This window comes from Streptomyces sp. NPDC003720, from assembly GCF_042875075.1.
GTDB lineage: Bacteria > Actinomycetota > Actinomycetes > Streptomycetales > Streptomycetaceae > Streptomyces.
Genome location: NZ_JBIANZ010000008.1, coordinates 142,744 through 163,480, shown reverse-complemented (window position 1 = coordinate 163,480; position 20,737 = coordinate 142,744). Strand labels below are relative to the sequence as shown.

Below are 20,737 nucleotides of genomic sequence, written 5' to 3'. Positions count from 1 at the left end.
CCCCTCTCAGGGCGGGCCCTTGCCGGGCCCGCCCTTCGCGGCGTTTCAGCGGCCGAGGATCGTGCGGATCCGGGCCGCGTTCTCCTGGGTGACCTTCCAGAGCGTCTCCTGCCGGTCGTGCACGTCGGCGACGGTCCGGTCGTGGTGGTCGAGGATGTCGAGGGCCCGCTCGGTGAGCACCTCGCCCAGGTTCCGCTCGTGCACCGAGACACCCCACTCGGGGCGCTCGATGTCGCTGAGGAAGTACGCCATCTTCGGGTGCGAGATCAGGCTGACGATGGGCGTGCCGACCCCGAAGGGGATCATTCCGGCGTGCCCGCGCATGCCGATGACCAGCTTCGTCTTGGCATAGGTCTCGCGGATGGCGTCGTTGTCGAAGTCGTACATCGGGATCACCGGAAGCGAGATCCCGTGTTCGCGGCGCAGGTCGAACGCGATCCGCTCGTCGTCCAGGGAGTGGGCGACGCAGCGGACCTCGGTGTGGGCGCCGATCGCGCGCACGGCCTTCGCCATCTCGGCGAGGAAGTGCCCGTAGTCGCGCCCGAAGCGCAGGCCCGCGCGGTCGTAGGCGGCGTTCAGCAGGACGGTGTCCTCGCGGTACGCCGGGTCCGACCAGCCGGTCACCAACTGGCGCATGACCGTGGTCGGGCAGGGCTGGAAGACGACGCGGTCGTGCAGCTCGGGCGGGAGCAGGGAGCGGACCCTGGCGATGGAGCCGTGGTTGCGCAGCCCGAAGAAGGCGGACTTCTCCACCAGCAGCCGCAGGCTCTCGTTGAACCGCCGGGCGCGGTACGACTGCCCGTCGAAGGCGTTGAAGCCGACCGCGAACACCATGATCGGCACGTCGACGGCGCGCAGCCGCTCGTCCGGGACGTTCCACTGCCAGGCGCTGTTGCCGTTGGGCATGGTGTCGGGGATGAACAGTCCGCCGCCGCCGATGACCAGGCCGCGCCGGGCGTTGACCCGCTCCAGGGCGGCCTGGTCGAACAGCCGGTGGGCGTGGACGGAGTGCCAGCGGCGGGAGGTGGTGTCGGGGCCGAAGGCGAGCCGGACGGTCTCGGGCAGCAGTTTGTCGCCCGCGTTGCCCTGCCGGTCCATGTAGAAGGCGACGTGGGCGAGCTGGTCCTCGGCGGCGCCCTGTTCCTGGGCCGGGACGGCGGCGGCGCGCTGGGCCCACAGCCGGCTGGGGCGGTGGGTGGGATCCACGGTGAGGCCGGCGGTGGCGTGCCTGAGCGCCTCGGCGTTGTCGCCGTGCACCCAGGCCATCTGGGCGAGGCGGGCGTAGGCGGTGGCGGCCCGGTTGGGGGCGGCGGTGGCCAGCAGGAGCTGGGTCTTCGCCTCCGCGTAGCGGGAGACGCTCATCAGGGCGTGCCCGAACACCTCGTGCGGCCAGGCCTCGTCCAGCGGGATGCGCACACCGCTCAGCAGGTCGACGGCGTCCTGGTACTCGCCGGCCGCGATGTGCGCGGCGGCGACCTTGCGGGCTGCCTCCACGTCCCCGGTGCGCCGTACGTGCGGGGTGCCGTAATGCACCAGCAGGTCGTGGTGGAGGGTGCCGCCTCGGCCCAGGTAGGCCGCGTGGAACTCGGCGTCGGACAGCTCGAACTCCCGCCAGCGCTCCTCGGCCTGCTGGTACCCGGCCTCGCCGCCCTGCCAGGGCTTGTGCCGGCCGGTGAAGTGCAGGATCGCGGTGTCGTCCGGGACCGGCAGGTCGCCGGACAGGCGCCGCTTGACGAAGTTGTAGCGGGTGTCCAGGCGGACGAAGTCGCCGTCGAGCACGGCGTTGAGGATGCCCTGGTCGTGCTTGTCGAGTTCGTAGCCGCCGCCGCGCCCGACCTCGTCCAGCCGCGCGCAGAACGCGTCGGAGAGGTACTCGCGCTGGATGACCAGCAGTCCGGAGTTGAGCTTGTGCTGCCCGTAGAAGAACTGCGGGACGGCCGCCAGCCCCTCGCGCAGCGCGAGCAGTTCGCCCAGGTCGCCGAGGACGACCATGTCGGTGTCCAGGGTGATGACCGTGTCGTAGTCGCGCAGCCGGAAGACGTCGAGGATGAAGTACGCCTTGCGGACGAGGTAGTTGTCCTGGTCGCCCTTGACGTAGGAGTCGTAGTGGGCGGCGTCGACGCGGCGCAGCACGATCCTCGGGTGCAGCGCGCGGATGCGGGCGACGGAGGACGGCTTGAGGTCGTCGTGCAGGACGACGAAGTCCTCGCAGACGCCCGGGTTGGACAGGGCGAGGCTGCGCAGCAGGACGAGGAACCCGGGCAGGTAGTTCTCGTCGACGAAGCTCGCGAAGGCGATGCGCCGCTTCTTGGTCAGCGCGTGCGCGGAGGTCTCCGGTATTACCGGGGTGGCGGTGGTCATCGCAGGGATATCCTCATGTCGGTCACGCTCTGGGCCCGCTCCATGACCCATGCCTTCTCGCTGGTGTACTCGTGCACGGACGTGATCGCGAGCTTCATGGCCTCCGGCACGCGGTAGGCGCCGCTCTCGTAGAAGTCGAAGCCGATCAGGTCGAGGGTGGGGCTGACGTCCAGGAAGTCCAGCAGCCACAGCATGTTGAAGCCGGTGGTGGGAATGCCGGACCAGACGTCGTTGCCGAGCCGGCCGATGTTGCGGACGGGCCAGCGCAGCGACTCGTCGCCGAGGTACCGCTGGGCGCCGGGCACCAGGCGGTTGCGCAGCGAGTGCTTCCAGTCGCCGGAGACCCCGCCGAAGACGAGCCGGGTGGTCACCGGCTTGTCCCAGTTGAAGCCGTGCTTGTGGATGGTGGCGTGGATGTCGGTGCGGCCGCCGGTGTGCTTCGGCTCGATGCGGTAGGAGTTGAAGCGCACGACGAGGTCGTAGTCGTCGATCCGGCCGCCGAGGCCGCTCTCGCCCACGCGGCCGGAGTTGGCGACCAGGCACACGGACTTGCCGGCGATCAGGTTGCGGAACTCGCCGAGGCCGATCCAGTTCACCCCGCCGACGGTGGGGTCGGCGACCGGGCCGCGCATCCGGACCCGGCGCTGCTCGGCGTAGAGGGCGACGGCCTCGGTGAGGTCGTCGCCGGGGACGCCGGTGCGCAGTTCGAGGTACTGGGACAGCAGTTCCTGCCGGTCGGCGACCGGGGCCTGCTCGGCGGCGAGCGCCAGCAGGGCGCCCACTAGCCGGGGTTCGGCCGCCTCCCAGTCACCGCCCGCGTGCAGGGCGAGGCCCTCGGCCCAGACGTCGGTGGCGGGTCCGGCGGCGAAGTCGGCGGCGCGCGGGCACCGGCGCTCCAGCAGCGCGAGCAGCTCGCGCTCGCGCTCGGCGGCCCGGCGCAGCCCGGTGATCCGGGCGGCCACACCGAAGCCGTCCTCCGTGGTGAGCTCCAGGTAGCGCTCGTACGCCTCGACGGCCTCGCGCTCCTCGCCGAGCGCCTCCAGGACGCGGGCGCGCAGCCGCCAGCCGGCCCGGGAGTTGCGGCGCTGGGCGAGGACGGTGTCGCTGATCCGCAGAGCGAGGTTCAGCTCGTCGTCGTAGCCGCACTCCAGCGCCTTGCCCGCGACGGCCAGCAGGGCGTCCAGCAGGTCGTTGCCGATGCCGCCGGCGGGCACGGCGGCGCCCTTGACGGCCCGCTTGAGCAGCGCGGTCGCGCCGCCGGCCGGGGCGGGGGCGGCGGTGCCGGTGGTGCTGGCCACCACGAGCAGCCTGCGAAGCTGCTCGGCCAGTTCCGTGCGCCGGCGGTCGAGGCTGCCCACGAGTTTGCCGCTGTGAACGGCACAGGCGCGCAGGCAGTCCTCCACTCCCCCTCCACTAGCGGGCGTCCGCCGGTTCTGGACCCTCGTCATAGCTCTCCTGATGTGTACCAAGCAAAGACTGTGTATACGGCGGCATGCCATGGGTTTGCCGAAACGTGGGGGTTGATGGAGAAACTAGGAAGCCAAAACGACGTCCGGGTTAACGAATTCGGACGGCACGGCGAATGGTTGGGCTGTCAACCAAGCCGTTTCCGTGATTCGCCCAGGTACCGGTGATGCGATAGCCGCGCACCGGGGACTTTCACAAAAGGGACCGGGATTATCAGCGGTTTATCGACTAGGTTCTGGGGCATCATGCCTGCTTCTTCGCCTTCCCTCACCGCCGCTCCCGCTCTCCCGGTGCCCGAGGCGGGCCCGTCCCCCGCCGCCCGCGCCGAGGGGCGGGGCCGGCTGCACGCCCTCGACGGCCTGCGGCTGGTGGCCGCGCTGATGGTCTGCCTCTACCACTACGCCGGACGCGGCGGCACGGTCTCGGAGTCCTGGCACCAGAGCCCGTCGCGCGTCTTCCCGACCCTGTCGCAGGTGGCGGCGTACGGCTGTCTGGGCGTCCAGTTCTTCTTCGTCATCAGCGGCTTCGTCATCTGCATGAGCAGCTGGGGCCGCGGCCTCGGCGACTTCTTCCGGTCCCGGGTCGCCCGTCTCTACCCCGCCTACTGGGTGGCCCTGGTGCTGGTCACCGGGGCGGCCCTGGTGCTGCCCGCCGTGGTGCACGCGGTCCGGCCGGACGAGTTCCTGGTCAACCTGACGATGCTCCAGCAGCCCATGGGCGCGCCGCGGGTGCTCGGCGTGTGCTGGACGCTCTGGGTCGAGGTGCGCTTCTACGCGCTGTTCGCCCTCTTCGTCGTCCTGCCCGGGGTCACCTACCGCCGGGTGGTGCTGTTCGCCTCCGTGTGGACGCTGGCGGCGGTGGTGTGCCGCACCAGCGGCAACGCGCTGACGGAGCAGATCGTCATGCCGGAGTACGCACCCTTCTTCATCGGCGGTCTCGCCCTCTACCTGATCCACCGCTTCGGCGGCGACCTGCTGCTGTGGGGCATCGTGGCCGTCTCCTGCCTGCTGGGGCAGAGCACCGCGACGAGCGGGCTGTGGCACCCGGGCGCGCACGGCGACTTCGTCCGCAGCCCGCTCGTGATCCTGCTGGTCGTCACCCTCGCCTTCGCCGCCGTGGCGGCCGTGGCGCTGGGCTGGACCCGGCGGGCGAACTGGCCCTGGCTGGCCACGGCCGGCGCGCTGACCTACCCGTTCTACCTGGTCCACGAGCACCTGGGCTGGTTCGTCATCCGGGTGCTGCACCGGGGCCTCGGGCTGCCCCCGTATCCGACGCTCGCGGTGACCGTGCTGGGCATGCTGGGGCTGGCCTGGCTGATGCACCGGTTCGTGGAGAAACCATTCGGCCCGCGACTGAGAAGGGCATTGAAGAAAACCCGTACACCGGGAATTCCGGCGCCGTTCACCTTGCCGAAATGAATGCGGCTGAATACCGGCCGGGCGGGTGATCGGGACGTTGGTCGTCCGTTCACCTCTCCTTGGCTTCCGCCCCCGCCCTTCGGGGCGGACACCGGCCGGAGCCGACCGGCCGCGCGGCCCCGGTGCGTCCCCGGGCCGCCCGGACGGGCGGCCCGGCGGGCCCGGGTCCTACGCGCTCGCCAGCGACAGCTTGACCGCGAAGCCGAGGAACAGGGCGCCCGCCGCCGAGGTGGCCGTCGCCGACAGCCGCTTGCGGCGGCGGAAGGCGGCGGCGAGGCGGGTGCCGCCGAATATCAGCGCGCTCAGGTACAGGAAGCTGGCCGCCTGCGCGAAGGCGCCGAGGACGACGAAGGAGAGGGCCGGATAGGCGTACCCCGGGTCCACGAACTGCACGAAGAAGGCGACGAAGAACAGGATCGCCTTGGGGTTGAAGAGGCTGACCACGAGGGCGCGGCGGAACGGCCGCTCCTCGGCCGCGACGACCGCGGCGGTCTCCTCGACCGCCTTCTCCCGCCGGGTCCGCCACATCCGCAGGGCGGACCGCATCATCCCGATCGCCAGCCAGGTCAGATAGCCGGCGCCGGCGTACTTCACGATGCCGAACAGCACGGCGTTGGCCTGCAGCAGCGAGGCGACCCCGGCGGCGGACAGCGTCATCAGCACGGTGTCCCCGCACCACACGCCGGCGGCGGCGGTATAGCCCGACCGCACACCGCGCCGGGCGGCGACGGAGAGGACGTAGAGCGAGTTGGGGCCGGGCAGCAGGACGATGAGCACGAGTCCTGCCAGGTAGGTGGGGAGATCGATGACGCCGAACATGGCAAGGAGTGTCGCACGCGGGTACGACACTCCGGCCGGGGATTTCGGAGGGCGAGACGGGCCCCGGGCTCAGAAGGCGTCCGAGGGCACATAGCTGCCCCAGACCGACCGGAGGGCGTCGCACACCTCGCCCACCGTCGCCCGCGCCCGCAGCGCCTCCCGCATCGGGTACAGGACGTTGTCCTCGCCCTCCGCCGCCTTCTTCAGCGCGGCCAGCGCCGCGTCCACCGCGCCCTGGTCCCGCTCGGCCCGCAGCCGGGCCAGCCGCTCCGCCTGCCGGGCCTCGATGGCCGGGTCCACGCGCAGCGGCTCGTAGGGCTCCTCCTCGTCGAGCCGGAAGCGGTTGACGCCGACCACCACGCGCTCACCGGAGTCGGTCTCCTGGGCGATGCGGTACGCGTTGCGCTCGATCTCGGACTTCTGGAAGCCCTGTTCGATGGCCGCCTCCGCGCCGCCGAGGTCCTCGACCCGGCGCATCAGGTCCAGCGCGGCGGCCTCCACGTCGTCGGTCATGCGCTCCACCGCGTAGGAGCCGGCGAAGGGGTCGACCGTCGCCGTCACGTCCGTCTCGTGCGCCAGCACCTGCTGGGTGCGCAGGGCCAGGCGGGCGCTCTTGTCCGTCGGCAGGGCGATCGCCTCGTCGAAGGAGTTGGTGTGCAGCGACTGGGTGCCGCCGAGGACGGCCCCGAGGGCCTGCACCGCGACCCGGACCAGGTTCACCTCCGGCTGCTGGGCGGTGAGCTGGACGCCCGCCGTCTGGGTGTGGAACCGCAGCATCAGGGACTTGGGGTTCCGCGCGCCGAACTCCTCCCTCATCACCCGCGCCCAGATCCGGCGCGCCGCGCGGAACTTGGCGACCTCCTCCAGCAGCGTCGTGCGGGCCACGAAGAAGAAGGAGAGGCGGGGCGCGAAGTCGTCCACGTCCATGCCCGCCGCCACGGCCGTGCGGACGTACTCGATGCCGTCGGCGAGGGTGAAGGCGATCTCCTGCGCGGGCGAGGCGCCCGCCTCGGCCATGTGGTAGCCGGAGATGGAGATGGTGTTCCACCTGGGAATCTCGGCGCCGCAGTACTTGAAGATGTCCGCCGTCAGGCGCAGCGAGGGCTTGGGCGGGAAGATGTACGTCCCGCGCGCGATGTACTCCTTCAGGACGTCGTTCTGGATGGTGCCGGTCAGCCGGTCGGCCGGTACGCCCTGCTCCTCCGCGACCAGTTGGTAGAGGAGCAGCAGGAGGGCCGCCGGGGCGTTGATCGTCATCGACGTGGAGACCTGGTCCAGCGGGATGCCGTCGAACAGCAGCCGCATGTCCTCGATCGAGTCGATGGCCACGCCGACCTTGCCGACCTCGCCGTGCGCGAGGGGCGCGTCGGAGTCGTGGCCCATCTGGGTGGGCAGGTCGAAGGCGACGGAGAGGCCGGTGGTGCCGTGGGCGATGAGCTGCCGGTAGCGGGCGTTGGACTCCGCCGCCGTGCCGAAACCGGCGTACTGGCGCATGGTCCAGGGCCGGCCGGTGTACATCGTCGGGTACACCCCGCGCGTGTACGGGTACTCGCCCGGTTCGCCGAGTTTCCCGGCGGGGTCCCAGCCGGTCAGGTCGCCGGGTCCGTAGACCGGCTCGATCGGCAGCCCCGACTCCGACTCACGTGCCATGGATGCCTCCGCAGTACGTTCCGACACCACCTCACCATGCCCCGTAGTTCGGCGGCGGTCACGCGGGGAAGCATCTCCGGCATGAGGATCCCGGGGAGATCTGCCGCCGTACTCGCCGCACTCGTCTCGACCGCCGCCCTCGCCGCGCTCAGCGGCTGCACCGTGCAGCCCGCGGACGCCGACGGCAAGCACCACCTGCCGGTGCGCATCCAGCTTCCGTCCAGCCACGCTCCGGCCGCCACCCGGACGGCCGAGTCCGGCGGGCGGGCCGGGACCGGCGGACAGGGGCCGTCGGCCTCCTCGGCGCCCGCCGCCCGGCCGGCCGGGCCCGCGCCCCGGGTGCTGTGGTCGCGCGGCGACAGCGGCACGGGCGTGCGCGAACTGCAGGCGCGGCTGCGCCAGGTCGACTGGCTGGCCGACGGGCCGACCGGGTCGTACGACGATCTGACCGAGCGGGCGGTGAGCGGCTTCCAGGGCAGGCGCGGGCTGCCGCGGACCGGCGAGCTGGACACCGTCACCTGGCAGCGGCTGGTGGGCATGACCCACCGGCCCGGCAAGTGGGAGCTGTACCTGATGGGCGGTCAGCCGGCCGACGCGCCCGATCCGCGCTGCCTGACCGGCCGGGTGCTGTGCATCAGCAAGACCAGCCGGACGCTGCGCTGGATGGTCGACGGGCGCACGCTCGAGACGATGTCGGTCCGCTTCGGCAGCCAGTACACGCCGACCCGCGAGGGTGTGTTCCACATCTACTGGAAGTCACGGCACCATGTGTCGACGCTCTACGACTCCCCCATGCCGTACGCCCTGTTCTTCAGCGGCGGCCAGGCGGTGCACTACTCGTACGACTTCGCGGCCCGGGGCTACGCGGGCGGCTCGCACGGGTGCGTCAACGTACGGGACGAGGCGGCGATCGCCGCGCTGTTCGCACAGGCGCGGGTGGGCGACAAGGTCGTCGTCCACTGGTGAGGGATTCGGGGCGCGGGCGGGACCGGGGGAACGTGTCCCGCCCGCGCCATATGCACGAGCCGTAGGTACGGGGGGAACCCCGGCTCAGTGCGACGGCCGATGACCAGTCGGCTCACTCATTACTGCGCCGCGCGGGCCAGAAACGTCACACCTGTCGCGAAAAAAATTTCGCCGTTGATGAATCCGCAGGTCACAGGGGTGACGGAAGCCGAGGGCGAGCGCTCAGAGGGCGGAGTACGTGGGGCTCGGCGAGGGGACCGGAGCGGCGCCGCGCCGGCCGGGGGCCAGGTGCGTGCGGTCCGAGGGAGAGGGGGACGCCGCCGCGCCCCGCTGCCGGCCGCCGCCGTGCCGGCCGTGACCTCGGCCGTCCCCGTCACCGCCCTGGCCGTCCTCGTCCCCGCCCTGGCCGTTCTCGTCGCCCTGGCCGGTGCCGCCCTTGCCGCCGCCCTTGTTCTTGCCGCCGCCCTTGTTCTTGCCGCCGCCCTTGCCCTTGCCGTCGCTCTCGCCCTTGCCCGAGCCGTCGCCCGAGTCGTCACCGGCGTTGTCGTCCCCGCCGGCGCCGGGCTTGGCCGCCAGGACGGCGTCGCAGTACCTGCCGACCCGTGCGGCTCCGCCGGCCATGCCCTCCAGGGCCCGCTTGCGGCCGGCGCCCAGGCTCTTGCCGTTCCGGATGTCACGGCAGGCCGTGGCGGCGTCCCGCCACCAGCTCCCGGTGGTCCCGCCGAGGGTGCCGCCGCTGTCGGCGCCGGTGGTGGCGCCGCCCGAGGGGGCCCCGCCGGCGGACGCGCCGGGACCGGCGCCGGGGGTGCGCGTGCCGGCGCCGGGGCCCTGGGGGGCCGGGGCGGAGGGTGAGACGCGCGGCCGCCCGTGCGTCTCGTCGGCGGAGACGGAGGCGGCGGGGGCCGGGCGGTCCTTGTGGAAGGGCATGGGCAGCACTCCGCTGCCGGCGGCCACGGCGACCCCGCCGAGGGTGCCGGCGGCCATCGCCGCGGCGAGCGTCAGACGGACCGGCCGGGCCCAGCGCGGACGGCGCGAGCGGCTTCCGGAACGGGCCGGGGCGCCGATGCGGACCAGGCCCTCGCCAGCGCCGGCCGCGACGGGCGCGGCCTCCCCGCCGGGGGCGCCGTCGCCGAAGGCGGCGGCGGTGCGCTCGGCCTCGGCGGCCTCGCGGGCCTTGCGGAACGCGGCCAGCGCGGCCTCCTCGCCGCGCAGTTCGGCACCGGCGGCGGACGCCGGCACGGAGAGCGCGCCGAGCACTTCGGCGAGCCGTTCTGCCTGGTCACGGACCGCGGGGTCGAAGGATGCCGGCGACTCGCCACGCAGCAGACGTTCCGCCGTTTCGCCGGTGAGCCACTCGTCAGGGGCCCGGGGGTCGTCTCCCGGAGAAACACAGCGCTCGTCGGCCATCACATGTCCTTCTGCGTCCGCGGACGCGTATGCGTCACAGTGGCGGACGTCACCGCGCGGCCACGCGGTTCTCGCTGGGGCGGCAGTCCGTCGAGGACGCCCGCCGATTCCGGATCGCCGCCGAGGAGCTCCGCGAGCCGTTTCAGGCCGCGGTGCGCGGCGGTGCGCACCGCGCCCGCGCGCTTGCCGAGCGTCTCCGCCGCGGACTTGGCGTCGAGGCCCATCACCACGCGCAGCACGACCGCCTCGGCCTGGTCCTGCGGAAGGCGTGCGATGAGCGAGAGGGTGCTGTCGGTGGCCAGGGCCTCGATGGCCTCGCCGGCCGTGTCGGAGTCGGCGGCCCGGCCGGTCAGTTCCGTCTCGTCGCCGCCGATGGCGGGGCGGCGGCCGCGCATGCGTATGTGGTCCAGCGCGCGGTTGCGGGCGATCCGGGCGGCCCAGCCGCGGAAGCGGTCGGCGTCGCCGCTGAAGCGGTCGAGGTCCCGGGCGATCTGGAGCCATGCCTCGGAGGCCACGTCCTCGGCGTCCGGATCGCCGACCAGCGTGCGCACGTAGCCCAGCAGTCTCGGCTGCACCGCGCGGTACACCGTCCGGAACGCGGTCTCGTCCCCGTCCTGTGCCGCACGCACCGCGGTGGTCAGCTCCGCGTCGTCCCCCAGCACCGCACTCCCTTTACGCCATGTCTTCGGTCCGGCGCGAAAGGCACGTTACGGCGAGAAACCCGCCCACGTCCATGTCTGTAGAAGATGCAACTAACTCGTGACACATCAGGGAGCGACGGGGTGTGACAGAAAAGGCACCCTTGGCGCTGAAGGAAGTACGGGCCGCCGCGCGGCCCGTGAAGCGCGACGGCCGGGGCCTCTCCTGTGGGGGGTGGCGGCCCCGGCCGTTGCCCTGGCCCCGGACCTCCGCCGCGGGCGAGGGTCAGTTCTTCCCGTCGGCCCGATCGGGGCCGGCCGCCTTCTGGCCCGAACTCCCGCCGGTGGTCGCCTTGTTGCCCGAGCTGTCGCCCGAGCCGCCGGCGGTCCCGCTGCCGGCGCCGTTGCCGGACCCGTTGCCCGAGCCGCTGTCGGCGCCGTTCCCAGTGCCGTCTCCAGCGCCGTTGCCCGTGCCGTTGTCCGGGCGGCCCGTCCGCGCGGGTGACGTCGGCCGGGCGGAGCCCGCGGCCCGTGCCGCGCAGTAGCCGGCGACGTCGTCCTCGCCGCCCGCCGCGACGACGAGCCGCTGCCAGGCCGTCGAGTCCAGGGCCTTGCCCCGGCCCCGTACCTGCTCGTAGGCGCGGCAGTGCGCGCGCAGGTCCTGCGCGGTGGCGGGGCGGTCCGGACGGCCCGAGGGTGCCGCGGACGCGGTGCCGGCCGGCTCGGCGGCCTGCTGCCGGGGCGCCGTGCTCACCGGCGGCCGCGCGGGGCGCTGGCCGGTGCCGCCGCCGTCGTCGTGCCCGGCGAACCCGGGGGAACCGATCGCCGCGAAGGCGACGCCGCCCAGCGCGAGGCTCGCGAGGAACACGGAGAGCGTGGTCCGCACCGACAGCCGCGCGCGGCGCGGCCGCCCGGGCCGCCAGTCGTCCCGGCGCCGGGTGCGCGCCGGCCGCTGCCCGGAGGCGCGGGCGGCGCGGAAGGCGGCCACGGCGCGCCGTTCGGCCTCGGGGTCGACGCCGTCCGCGCCGTACCCGCGGAGTGCGGCGGCGATGCGGGCCTCGAACCCGGCGTCCGGACCGGCCGGCGCGGAGCCCAGGACGGTACCGCCGGGGTGTCCGCGCCGGCGGCCGGGCAGCCCTTCGCCGCTCAGCCGTTCACCCATGCTTGTTCCCGTCCCTGGTGAGGCCCGCCGGATCGCCCGGCCGGCCTCGTGCCACTGCCTCCGCCGGCTCCGTCGCCGACGCTGCTTCCATCTGATCTATACGGCCGCGGGCCGCCGCCGTTCACGTCGACTCACCCAGCGTCCGGGGGCCGTCATCCGTCACACCCTCGTCCGCCGCGCCGGACCCGCCGAGCTGACGGGCGAGCCGCTTGAGGCCGCGGTACGCGGCGGTGCGGACCGCGCCGGGGCGCTTGCCGAGGACCCGCGCCACGGACGGGCCGTCGAGGCCGACGACCACCCGGAGCAGGACGGCCTCGCCCTGGTCGCGAGGCAGGGCGCGGACCAGTTCGAGGGCCCGCCGGGTGGAGATGGACTCCAGCGCCTGGTCGTGCGTGCTGTGCGGTCCGGGCAGGTCCAGCACGTCCTGTTCGAGGACCCCCGCCGACCGGGGCCGCACCCGCTGCCTGCGCAGGTGGTCCAGGGCCCGGTGGCGGGCGATGGTCGCCGTCCAGCCGCGGAACCCGGCGCCGTCGCCCTTGAACCGCCCGAGGTCGCGGGCTATCTCCAGCCAGGCGTCGGAGGCCACGTCCTCGGCGTCGTCGCCGACCAGACCGCGCAGGTAACCGAGCAGGCCCGGCTGCACCATCCGGTATGCCGCCGCGAACGCGGCCTCGTCCCCGTCCTGGGCCCGCGCGACGGCAGTGCCCAGTTCCCCGTCGTACGCCTGTACGCGGCGGGGTTCGCCTCCCTGGCCCAAGAACCGTCCTCGTCCGAACCGGGCACGGGCCTTCCCCGAGCCCCAAGGTCATCAGCGCCGCAGCTCACGGTTTTGTCACAGCCACGACGGCGGCGTCCGGGGCGACGCCGTCTCAGTGCTCCGGCGGGACGGGGTCGACGCAGTCCAGGAGGACCGCGCGGTGGGCCGTGTCGACATGGAAGGAACCTCTGTACCGCCCCTGGGTGAGGGACCGGTCGAGTCGGTCGCTGCGCCGCCACCGCGCCCCGTCGGGAAGGAACTCCGCGATCTCGTCTGGCAGCCCCTCCGGAGCGTGCGCGACCGGGTGCTCCCCGAGGTCCTCGACGACCCCGGCGAAGGCCTCGGGCGCGAGTTCGACGACGCCGACCAGCCGCACGTCCGTCGGCCCCGGCACGCGTCCGTCGCCGGCGTTCAGGACCACGCCGCACCAGTGCGCCCGCTCCGGAGTGCCGAAGACGGGGAAGCGCTTCTCGACCGGCGCCGGGTCGGACCGCGCGGAACACCGGCCCTGGCCGTCCCCGCCGCCGTCCGGCGAGGCGCACGAGGTGAGCGGGGCGAGCGAGGCGAACACCGCGACGCCCGCGGCGAGTACGCGTATGTGTCCCACTGCCGACCGCCCGATCCGCTCGCCGATGCCGGACCCCTGATGTCACCGGGTGCCCGGGCGACCGTCCGGACCGACCGTACCGCGAGCGGCCGCCGGGAGACCGGTCACGGACCGGCGCCGGGCCGGGTGACGTTCCGCAACCTCCGTGCGCTGTACAGGTGTTACCCGTGTGGCAGTTGATGCCACCGTTCATTCTCTAGGGGTGGGACAGTTGAGTCCTCGCAGGACCCATGCGTACAGACCTCTCAGTCTCAAGCGACGGGCGTGGCTGACGCTCGGAGCCGTGGTGCTGGGGGGTGCCGGCGCCGTCACCTACGCGGTCGCGGACCCGGGTGCGCACAACGACGGCAAGGGCGCGGGCCGCAGGGCCTCCGTGCACACGGTGAAGCTGGCGGACCAGGGCGGGGGCCGCCGCGGGCTGGGCAAGCGGGACACCGAGCGGTTCAGCGCCGCGCTGCTCACCTGGGACAACGAGCGGGCCGAACTGAAGGGCACACCGGAGCTCCGCTACCGCTCCCGGGAGACGGGGAAGTGGTCGGACTGGGCGAAGCTGCCCGACGACCCGTTCTCCGCCGACGGCGCCGAGGGCGCGCGGGCCAAGGCGCGCGGCGGCACCGGATCCATGTGGACGGGCGACGCGGACGGCGTCGCGGTGCGGGTGGTCGACGCCGACGGCAACGCGACCCCCGGGCTCCCGGCCGGGATGGACGTCAAGCTGCTCGACCCGGGCACCGACCCGGCGGGCGGCACGCGGCCGGCCGCCTTCGCCGCGGACACCACGTCACCGGAGCCGTCCGACCCGTCCTCGCCGACGGACTCGCCGGCGCCCAGTGACACGGCGTCGGCCCCGGACACGACGTCCCCGTCGCCCTCGGTGTCCGACTCCACCGGCGCGTCCGCCTCGCCGTCGGTGTCCGACTCGGTCTCCCCGTCCCCGTCGAGCACGGTCCCGGCGCCGCGTCCCTCCACGGTCGTCAAGCCGCCGGTCGTCACGCAGGCCGAGTGGGGCGCCTCCACGGACTACGACGGCACGCCGAGCTACGGCACGGAGATCAAGGCCGCCGTCATCCACCACACCGGCGTCGACAGCGACAACACGGTGTCCTGCGCCGACTCGCGGGCCCGGATGCGCACCATCCAGCAGGAGCACTTCTCCCGCGGCTACTTCGACATCGGCTACAACTTCGTCGTCGACCGCTGCGGCCAGATCTTCGAGGGCCGCAGCGGCGGCATGGACCTGCCGGTGGTGGGCGCGCACGACATCGGGTTCAACACGAACACGGTCGGCATCTCCTACATCGGCAACTACGTGTCCGCGAAGCCGTCCCGGGCCGCGCTCGACTCGATCGCCCGGATCGTGGCGTGGAAGTTCGGCATGTACGGCGTCGACCCGACCGGCAAGGTCACGCTGACCTCCGGCAGCCCCAAGGGCCAGGACGGCAACCTGGTCGACAAGGGCCAGAGCATCACGCTGCCCCGGGTCTTCGGCCACCGGGACACCAACGCCACCGCCTGCCCCGGCGACAATCTGTACGCCAAGCTGCCCCTGATCGCCGCGCTGGCGAAGACCCCGGGCATCTCGCACGCGCTGCCGACCTCCGACCGCGACCGGGACGGCCTGGCCGACCTGGTGGCGGGCACGCCGAAGGCGAACTCGCTGACGGTCGTGCCGGGCGGGGTGGACGGTCCCGTCAGCGCCGGGAAGCTCACGCTCACCCAGAGCAGCCCGGGCGTCCCCGGCTCGTCCGAGTCCGGTGACAGCTTCGGCGCCGCGACCGCCTGGGGCGACGTCAACGGCGACGGTTACGCGGACCTCGCGATCGGCGTGCCCGGCGAGGACGACACCAGCGGCCACGCCGACCGGGGCGCGGTCACCGTGATGTACGGTCCCGCGCTCGACACGGGCTTCTCCTACACCACCTCGGGCAGCGTCACGGCGACCGGCGCCAAGCTCGGCTCCACCGTCGCGGTCGGCGACTTCAACGCCGACGGCAAGGCGGACGTCTTCTCGGCCGGCACCGGCAAGGGCGGCAACTACAACGTCCGGCTGACCGGCGGCGCGACCACGTCCGGCACGCTGACCACCGCCACCGGCTCCGTCGCCTACCTGGACGCCGCGACCGGCGACTTCAACCGGGACGGCTACGCCGACGTCGCCCTCAACTACCGGGACGCGGGCGGCATCGGCCGGGTCGTGCGGTTCGCCGGCTCGGCGACCGGCCTGACCAAGGCGGGCGTCATCTCGGTCAAGGGCGGCCGGTCGATCGCCGCCGGCGACGTGAACGGCAACGGCTACGACGACATCGTCATCGGCCAGCCGTACACGAGCGAGTCCGGGGGCAAGTCGGGCGGCCAGGTCACCCTGGTGCCGGGCTCCTCGACCGGGTTCACCACCACCGGCATGGTCACCGTCCACCAGGACACCTCGGGCGTCCCCGGCGGCAACGAGTCCGGCGACGCGATGGGCGCCTCCGTCTCGGTCGGCGACTACAACGGCGACGGCTACCCGGACGTCCTCACCGGCCTGCCCGGCGAGGACCTCACCCGCAGCGGCGCCAACCGCTCCGACGCCGGCTCGGCACTCCTCATCAAGGGCGGCGCCTCCGGCCTCACCGGCTCGGGCGCGATCGCGGTCTCGCAGGACACCTCGGGCGTGCCCGGCGACTCCGAGAGCGGCGACAAGCTCGGCTCGTCGGTGTCCCTGACCGACCTGTCCGGCTACGGGCGCGCCGACCTGACGTTCGGCGTGGCGGGCGAGGACAGCGGCAACGGCATCCTGATGTACCTGCCGAGCAACGGCTCGGGCCTCGGCTTCGGCCAGACGGCGGTCCTGGGCAGGACGATCCTCGGCACCCCGACGGGCGCCGGGCTGGGCGTGACGCTGGCGCCGTAACCCCCGCGCGGCGCACCGGCCGGGACTTCCGCCAGGCGGCGGGTCCCGGCCGGTGGGCGTCCGGGGCCGGTGCGCGGCCCCGCGCGCCGGTGTCAGCCGGCCTGCCCGCTCGTGGCATCCCGGCAGAGCAGGCGCAGCGAGCCGTGGCCGGCGTAGGCGCGGCGGGCCTCGTCGATGGGGTCCCACAGGCGGCCGTCGGGCGTGCGGACCCAGTGCTCGCCGCCGGACGACCACCACTGGGCGCCGGTGCGGCGGACGACGACCTCGCCGGCGTAGGCGCCGAAGCCGCGCAACGCGTGCTCGACCGCCGCGTACGGCGGCCCCTCGCGGCGGATGCCGTCGATCATCCGGTCCACCCGCCACAGGCTCTGCACCGAGTAGTCGAGCCTGAGCCGCGCGCCCTCGCGCATGGCCGCCACCGTGTCCGCGGCCCAGCGCGCGGGCTTGGCCGCGGCGTGCGGCCGGGTCTCCTGCTGTGCTGTCACGTAGTGCGCTGTCACATAGGGAGAAGCGGGCCGCGCGGGGCATCCGTCACAGCGATCCGGCCGGTTCCGGCAAACGGCGCAGGACCGCCGCACCGCCACCGCAGGACGGACACAGGACCCGCCCACGAGCCGGGTTTGGCGGACCGCCGGCCCGCTGTGCGGCGGTTCGTCCGGCGGCCGGGACCGCCGGCCCTGGACGGGCCGGTCAGCCGCGTCCGCGGGCCCGGCGGGACACCACGGCGGTCAGCACCCGGCGGCCTTCGACCGACACGTCGAGGGCCCGCCGCAAGCCGTTGGCGCCGTGCTCGGCGAGGAGTTCCAGGACGACGGTCTGGCGGCGCAGTTCGGCGGCGACGAGCGGGGGCAGGCCCTCGGCGTCGCCGGCGCGGCCGGCCTCCACGTCGCCGGTGTCGTCCGGGCCGTCGGCGGCGGGGTCGAGGAGCCGGTGGATGCGCAGGGAGGCGACGGAGCAGGCGTCCGCCCAGGCCCGTACCGCCTCGGGGGTGCGCTCGGCCGGGGCCTCGTCCAGCATGAGGTGGGCGAGGTGCGCGGCCTCGTCCTCGTCGGAGTCCTCCGGGCCGAGCGCGCCGCGCGCCTTCTCCAGGCCCGCGGCCCAGTCCGAGCCCTCGGCGACGCTCGCCCACAGCGGGCGCAGCACCTCGTCGTCACCGCCCAGCAGGGGCACGCACCGGTCCAAACAAGCCAGTCCGCTCACGGCCAGCCCCCGTTCGCCGGCCTGCGCGATCAGTTCCACCAGGCTCATGGAAGCCTCCCTCGCCCGGGCGCCCTGTACGGAGCCCACACTTCCCCTTACTGCGTGCAACGGGCCGAGGGTGTCACAGACGAAGCTTTTCAGCCAAGAGCCGTGACGAAGTCGGCACCGGCGCGTGCCCTCTCGCGCTGCATGCGGGTCACCTTGAGGACGACCAGCACGGCGAGCACGGCGGCGGCGATGTCGAGCGCGTCGGCGACCAGCACCTGACGCAGGGCGTGCCGCCAGCCCACCACCCCCCTGGCCGTGTCGTACCGCCATTCCGCCAGCCGGTCGGCGAAGAGCGAGACGATCCACAGCGTCCACCAGGAGTTGACCAGGCCGTGTCCGGGCCGCTCGGCCCAGGAGGCACTGGCGTCCCAAACGTCGAGGGCGACACGGCGCGGGAACCACAGGTTCACCACCGGGCAGAACCAGCCCCCGATCGCCCAGCCGCGCGCCTTGGCGTGCCTGGCGGGGTCGAAGACCTCCGCGTTGACCCGGACGCGGTGGAACCAGCACAGGAACACGCCCGCCGTCGCGAGCAGCGCGAGCGCCTGTGCGGCGCGGGACAGCTCGTAGAGTTGCTCGGACCGCTCGCCCCGGCGGAGCGCGGCGTCGTCGTCGATCCCTCTCAGGACGTCGCCGGCCACCCGGATCTCGAGCACTCCGGCCCACAGCGCGAACAGGTCGGCGGCGACGACCAGTCCGAGCAGGACGACGGTGGCCCGGCCGAGGCCCTGTGGTGAGCGCAGGCGCGCTGCGGACATGATCGAGCCCCCCGTGTCCCCGCACCCCGCGTGGTGCGGCAGACGGAAGATACCGTGCCCGGCGGCCGGTCAGCCGGTCAGCCCAGCCGGTCGGCCAGCGCCTTGAACTCGGCCCAGGACAGCGCCGGCCTGCCCGGGTCCCACAGCTTCTGCACGGTGGCCCGGAGCGGCATCCGGATGCCGGCGGCGACCTGCGCCTCGGTCTGGGCGCCCGGGATGTCGCTCCACACGGCGAACGAGCCGCCGGGGATCTGGCCGTCGTAGCTCGACGGGACGGCGGTGGTGCCGCGCAGCACGCGCGGGTTCCACTGCTCGTAGATGCGCTGCCCGGTGGGGTAGACGAAGGTCTGCGGCTGGCCGAGGACGTAGTACATGAACTCGTCGTTGTAGTTGAGCACCTTGCGGCCGTCGCGCAGGTACTCCACCGGTTGCCGGGCGCCGATCTCCTTGCCGGTCCAGTAGGCGACCTGGAGGTCCTTGGCGGGCCGCACGGAGGTGTCGCGGAAGAAGCCGTCGTTCCAGGCGCGCATGGTCCGGTGGTGGGCGCGGACGGTGGCGGCGCGGTCGTTGAGCCAGCCGGTGGCGAGGTCGGCGACGGTCCCGCCGGAGCCGTACTTCTGCCGGGCGGCGGCCGCGAGCTGCGGGTACGAGGCCTGCGGGTCCGACACCGTCAGCGCCTGGTACTCGTCGCCGCCGAGGTGCCACTGGTTGCCCGGGAAGACGCCGGCGTACTCGTTCAGCAGGTCGTCGACGATCTTGGCGGAGCCGGGCTTGGAGATGTCGATCGCGCCCCGGGTGGCGACCCCGTTGGCGTTGCGCAGCTGCAGGTCGGGGTGGGCGGCGATGACCGCGCCGAGGTGCCCCGGCGAGTCGATCTCGGGCACGACCGTGATGTGCCGGCTCTTCGCCAGGTCCACGATCCGCTTGACCTGCGCCTTGGTCAGGTGGTCCGGCGAGACGATCTCGGGATGGCTGCTGGACTCGATCCGGAAGGCCTGGTCGTCGGAGAAGTGCAGTCCCAGCTCGTTGAACTTCAGGTCGCCCAGCTCGCGTATCCGGTCCTCGATCCAGGACTCGCTGTAGGGCTTGCGGGCTATGTCCAGGTTGAAGCCGCGCACCGGCTTCGCGGGCCGGTCGCGCACGACGCCCTCCGGCGCCGTGCCGCCGCCGTGGACCTCCTGCTTGAGGGTGCGGGTGCCGTAGAACACGCCGCTCTCGGTGGGCCCGCTGATGTCCACCCGGCCGTCGCGGACGGTCATGGTGTACGACTCCGGGTTGCCGCCGCCCTTCCCGAGCGTGAGCCGGACGTCCCCGGCCCGCTTGTCGTTCTTCTCCCCGGCGTACGTCAGCCCCAGCTCACCGGCGGTCAGCCGGCCCTCGTCGGCCAGGGACGGATCGCTCACCACGACGCGTTCGCCCTTCTTCGGGCGCCAGCCGGGGCCGCGCGCCGCGGTGTGGGAGCTGACCGCGGGTATGGTGCGCGGCGCCTGGGAGAGCGGATAGGAGCGGCTGGGCGAGGGACTGGTCGGCGCCCGGCCCGACGGGGCCTGCGCCACGTCCCCGGCCGGTCTTTTGCCGGTGTCCGCCGAGGCCCACACGCCCACGCCCACACCGAGCGCGACGGTACCCGCGAAAGCCGCGGCGACCACCGCCCGCTTCCGCCTCACCTGCTGCGCCGACGCCCGACGCCTGTGCTGGGTCACTCAGCCAACGTACGACCGATCGGCCCGTCACCCGTCATCGAGGTGTTCCGAAACTCTTCCGTACGGGTGAAATTCAGATACTCGTCGGACACAGTGTGACCACTCTCGATAACGTAGCGACACAGCCTTCACAAGATCCCCTGCCACACCACCTGTGACGCGAGGACCCACGCTGCCTGCGCACCGTCTCCCGTACCTCCCCACGCCGCTGGACGCCTTCAACGCCGCCCCCGCCGACGAGGCGGGCGCGATGCTGCAGCGCTGCCTGCGCAATCCGCGCTGGTCCGGGCGTATCGCCGAGCACCGCCCGTACCCCGACCTGGACGCCCTGCTGGCGGCGGCGGACGAGGCGACGTACGACCTGCCCGCGGCCGAGCTGTCCGGGGCCCTGGCGGGCGAGCCGCTGCCCGTGCTGCCGGAGGACACGTACCAGGCGGCGCACATGGCGCTGAGCGCGGCGCACGCGGCGTACGAGGCGAAATTCGGGCACACGTTCGTGATCTTTCTCGGCGACACCCCGGAGTACGAGGTCATCGACCGCATCCTCGAAGGCATCCGGTCACGATTGGCGAACGATCCGGAGGAGGAGCGGGTCAGGGCGGCGGAGGAGCTGCGACGCCTGGCGAGGCACCGGCTCGCGGCGTTCCTGGCGGGCCCCGCGCCCCACTCCCCGACGGGCCCGACCAGCGGCGCGACCAGCCACAACACGCCCGCTTCCGGCATATGACCGCACACACCGCCCGAATGCCGCACGCCTAGCCCGTCCGGTGCCACTTTGATCACACAAGTAGGCCCCCCGTAAGCCTCGCCCCGCCGCATGGATACGATGCTGAGGGCCGGTGGACCGTACCCGGCCGGGCCCGACCGACCGTGAAGCCGGCGC

17 protein-coding genes are annotated in these 20,737 nt (G+C 73.3%); 4 read left to right on the top strand and 13 right to left on the bottom strand.

The window, feature by feature from the left end:
• Positions 1-45 precede the first annotated feature (45 nt).
• Entirely contained in the window at positions 46-2,361 is a 2,316-nt protein-coding gene (locus ACFYU0_RS22905) for a glycosyltransferase (RefSeq protein ID WP_389303820.1), read from the bottom strand.
• Positions 2,358-3,809 carry a hypothetical protein gene (locus ACFYU0_RS22900; RefSeq protein WP_389303818.1) on the bottom strand — a complete coding sequence of 484 codons (1,452 nt, stop codon included), beginning with the start codon at positions 3,807-3,809 and terminating at the stop codon, positions 2,358-2,360. Before ACFYU0_RS22900 ends, ACFYU0_RS22905 begins: the two co-directional genes overlap by 4 nt.
• Before the next feature lie 264 nt (positions 3,810-4,073).
• On the opposite strand from ACFYU0_RS22900, the gene ACFYU0_RS22895 reads away from it, so the two are divergent.
• Positions 4,074-5,246, top strand: coding sequence for an acyltransferase family protein (locus ACFYU0_RS22895; protein WP_389303817.1), 1,173 nt, complete (start codon positions 4,074-4,076; stop codon positions 5,244-5,246).
• A gap of 168 nt (positions 5,247-5,414) precedes the next feature.
• Here the strand turns inward: ACFYU0_RS22895 and leuE are convergent, their stop codons facing one another.
• Both leuE and ACFYU0_RS22885 read right to left on the bottom strand, forming a co-directional pair.
• Entirely contained in the window at positions 5,415-6,065 is a 651-nt protein-coding gene (gene leuE / locus ACFYU0_RS22890) for a leucine efflux protein LeuE (protein WP_351670126.1), read from the bottom strand.
• A 69-nt stretch (positions 6,066-6,134) separates the two neighbouring features.
• Positions 6,135-7,715 carry a methylmalonyl-CoA mutase gene (locus ACFYU0_RS22885; RefSeq protein ID WP_389303815.1) on the bottom strand — a complete coding sequence of 527 codons (1,581 nt, stop codon included), beginning with the start codon at positions 7,713-7,715 and terminating at the stop codon, positions 6,135-6,137.
• A gap of 81 nt (positions 7,716-7,796) precedes the next feature.
• Here ACFYU0_RS22885 and ACFYU0_RS22880 point away from each other — a divergent pair, with 81 nt between their 5' ends.
• A complete protein-coding gene (locus ACFYU0_RS22880) occupies positions 7,797-8,681 on the top strand; it encodes a L,D-transpeptidase family protein (RefSeq protein WP_389303813.1) in 885 nt (294 codons plus the stop codon).
• A 222-nt stretch (positions 8,682-8,903) separates the two neighbouring features.
• Here the strand turns inward: ACFYU0_RS22880 and ACFYU0_RS22875 are convergent, their stop codons facing one another.
• From ACFYU0_RS22875 to ACFYU0_RS22855, 5 genes are all read right to left on the bottom strand, one after another.
• Positions 8,904-10,088, bottom strand: coding sequence for a hypothetical protein (locus ACFYU0_RS22875; RefSeq protein ID WP_389303811.1), 1,185 nt, complete (start codon positions 10,086-10,088; stop codon positions 8,904-8,906).
• On the bottom strand, positions 10,088-10,750 hold the full coding sequence (locus ACFYU0_RS22870) for an RNA polymerase sigma factor (RefSeq protein WP_351670138.1): 663 nt from the start codon (positions 10,748-10,750) through the stop codon (positions 10,088-10,090). Before ACFYU0_RS22870 ends, ACFYU0_RS22875 begins: the two co-directional genes overlap by 1 nt.
• A 262-nt stretch (positions 10,751-11,012) precedes the next feature.
• Positions 11,013-11,888, bottom strand: a complete 876-nt coding sequence (locus tag ACFYU0_RS22865; protein WP_389303809.1) for a hypothetical protein — start codon at positions 11,886-11,888, stop codon at positions 11,013-11,015.
• A 121-nt stretch (positions 11,889-12,009) separates the two neighbouring features.
• Positions 12,010-12,645, bottom strand: coding sequence for an RNA polymerase sigma factor (locus tag ACFYU0_RS22860; RefSeq protein ID WP_389303807.1), 636 nt, complete (start codon positions 12,643-12,645; stop codon positions 12,010-12,012).
• A gap of 112 nt (positions 12,646-12,757) precedes the next feature.
• Positions 12,758-13,252: a hypothetical protein gene (locus tag ACFYU0_RS22855; RefSeq protein WP_389303805.1), complete on the bottom strand. Its 495-nt coding sequence runs from the start codon at positions 13,250-13,252 to the stop codon at positions 12,758-12,760.
• Between the two features lie 286 nt (positions 13,253-13,538).
• On the opposite strand from ACFYU0_RS22855, the gene ACFYU0_RS22850 reads away from it, so the two are divergent.
• Positions 13,539-16,145, top strand: coding sequence for an FG-GAP-like repeat-containing protein (locus ACFYU0_RS22850; protein ID WP_389304115.1), 2,607 nt, complete (start codon positions 13,539-13,541; stop codon positions 16,143-16,145).
• A gap of 92 nt (positions 16,146-16,237) precedes the next feature.
• Here the strand turns inward: ACFYU0_RS22850 and ACFYU0_RS22845 are convergent, their stop codons facing one another.
• From ACFYU0_RS22845 to ACFYU0_RS22830, 4 genes are all read right to left on the bottom strand, one after another.
• A complete protein-coding gene (locus ACFYU0_RS22845) occupies positions 16,238-16,630 on the bottom strand; it encodes a hypothetical protein (protein ID WP_351670153.1) in 393 nt (130 codons plus the stop codon).
• Between the two features lie 205 nt (positions 16,631-16,835).
• A complete protein-coding gene (locus ACFYU0_RS22840; protein ID WP_351670156.1) occupies positions 16,836-17,393 on the bottom strand; it encodes a hypothetical protein in 558 nt (185 codons plus the stop codon).
• A gap of 89 nt (positions 17,394-17,482) precedes the next feature.
• Entirely contained in the window at positions 17,483-18,151 is a 669-nt protein-coding gene (locus tag ACFYU0_RS22835) for a DUF4328 domain-containing protein (protein ID WP_389303802.1), read from the bottom strand.
• A gap of 77 nt (positions 18,152-18,228) precedes the next feature.
• Positions 18,229-19,854, bottom strand: a complete 1,626-nt coding sequence (locus tag ACFYU0_RS22830; RefSeq protein ID WP_389303800.1) for a family 20 glycosylhydrolase — start codon at positions 19,852-19,854, stop codon at positions 18,229-18,231.
• A gap of 154 nt (positions 19,855-20,008) precedes the next feature.
• On the opposite strand from ACFYU0_RS22830, the gene ACFYU0_RS22825 reads away from it, so the two are divergent.
• On the top strand, positions 20,009-20,581 hold the full coding sequence (locus tag ACFYU0_RS22825) for a 2-oxo-4-hydroxy-4-carboxy-5-ureidoimidazoline decarboxylase (protein ID WP_351670165.1): 573 nt from the start codon (positions 20,009-20,011) through the stop codon (positions 20,579-20,581).
• Positions 20,582-20,737: the final 156 nt, after the last annotated feature.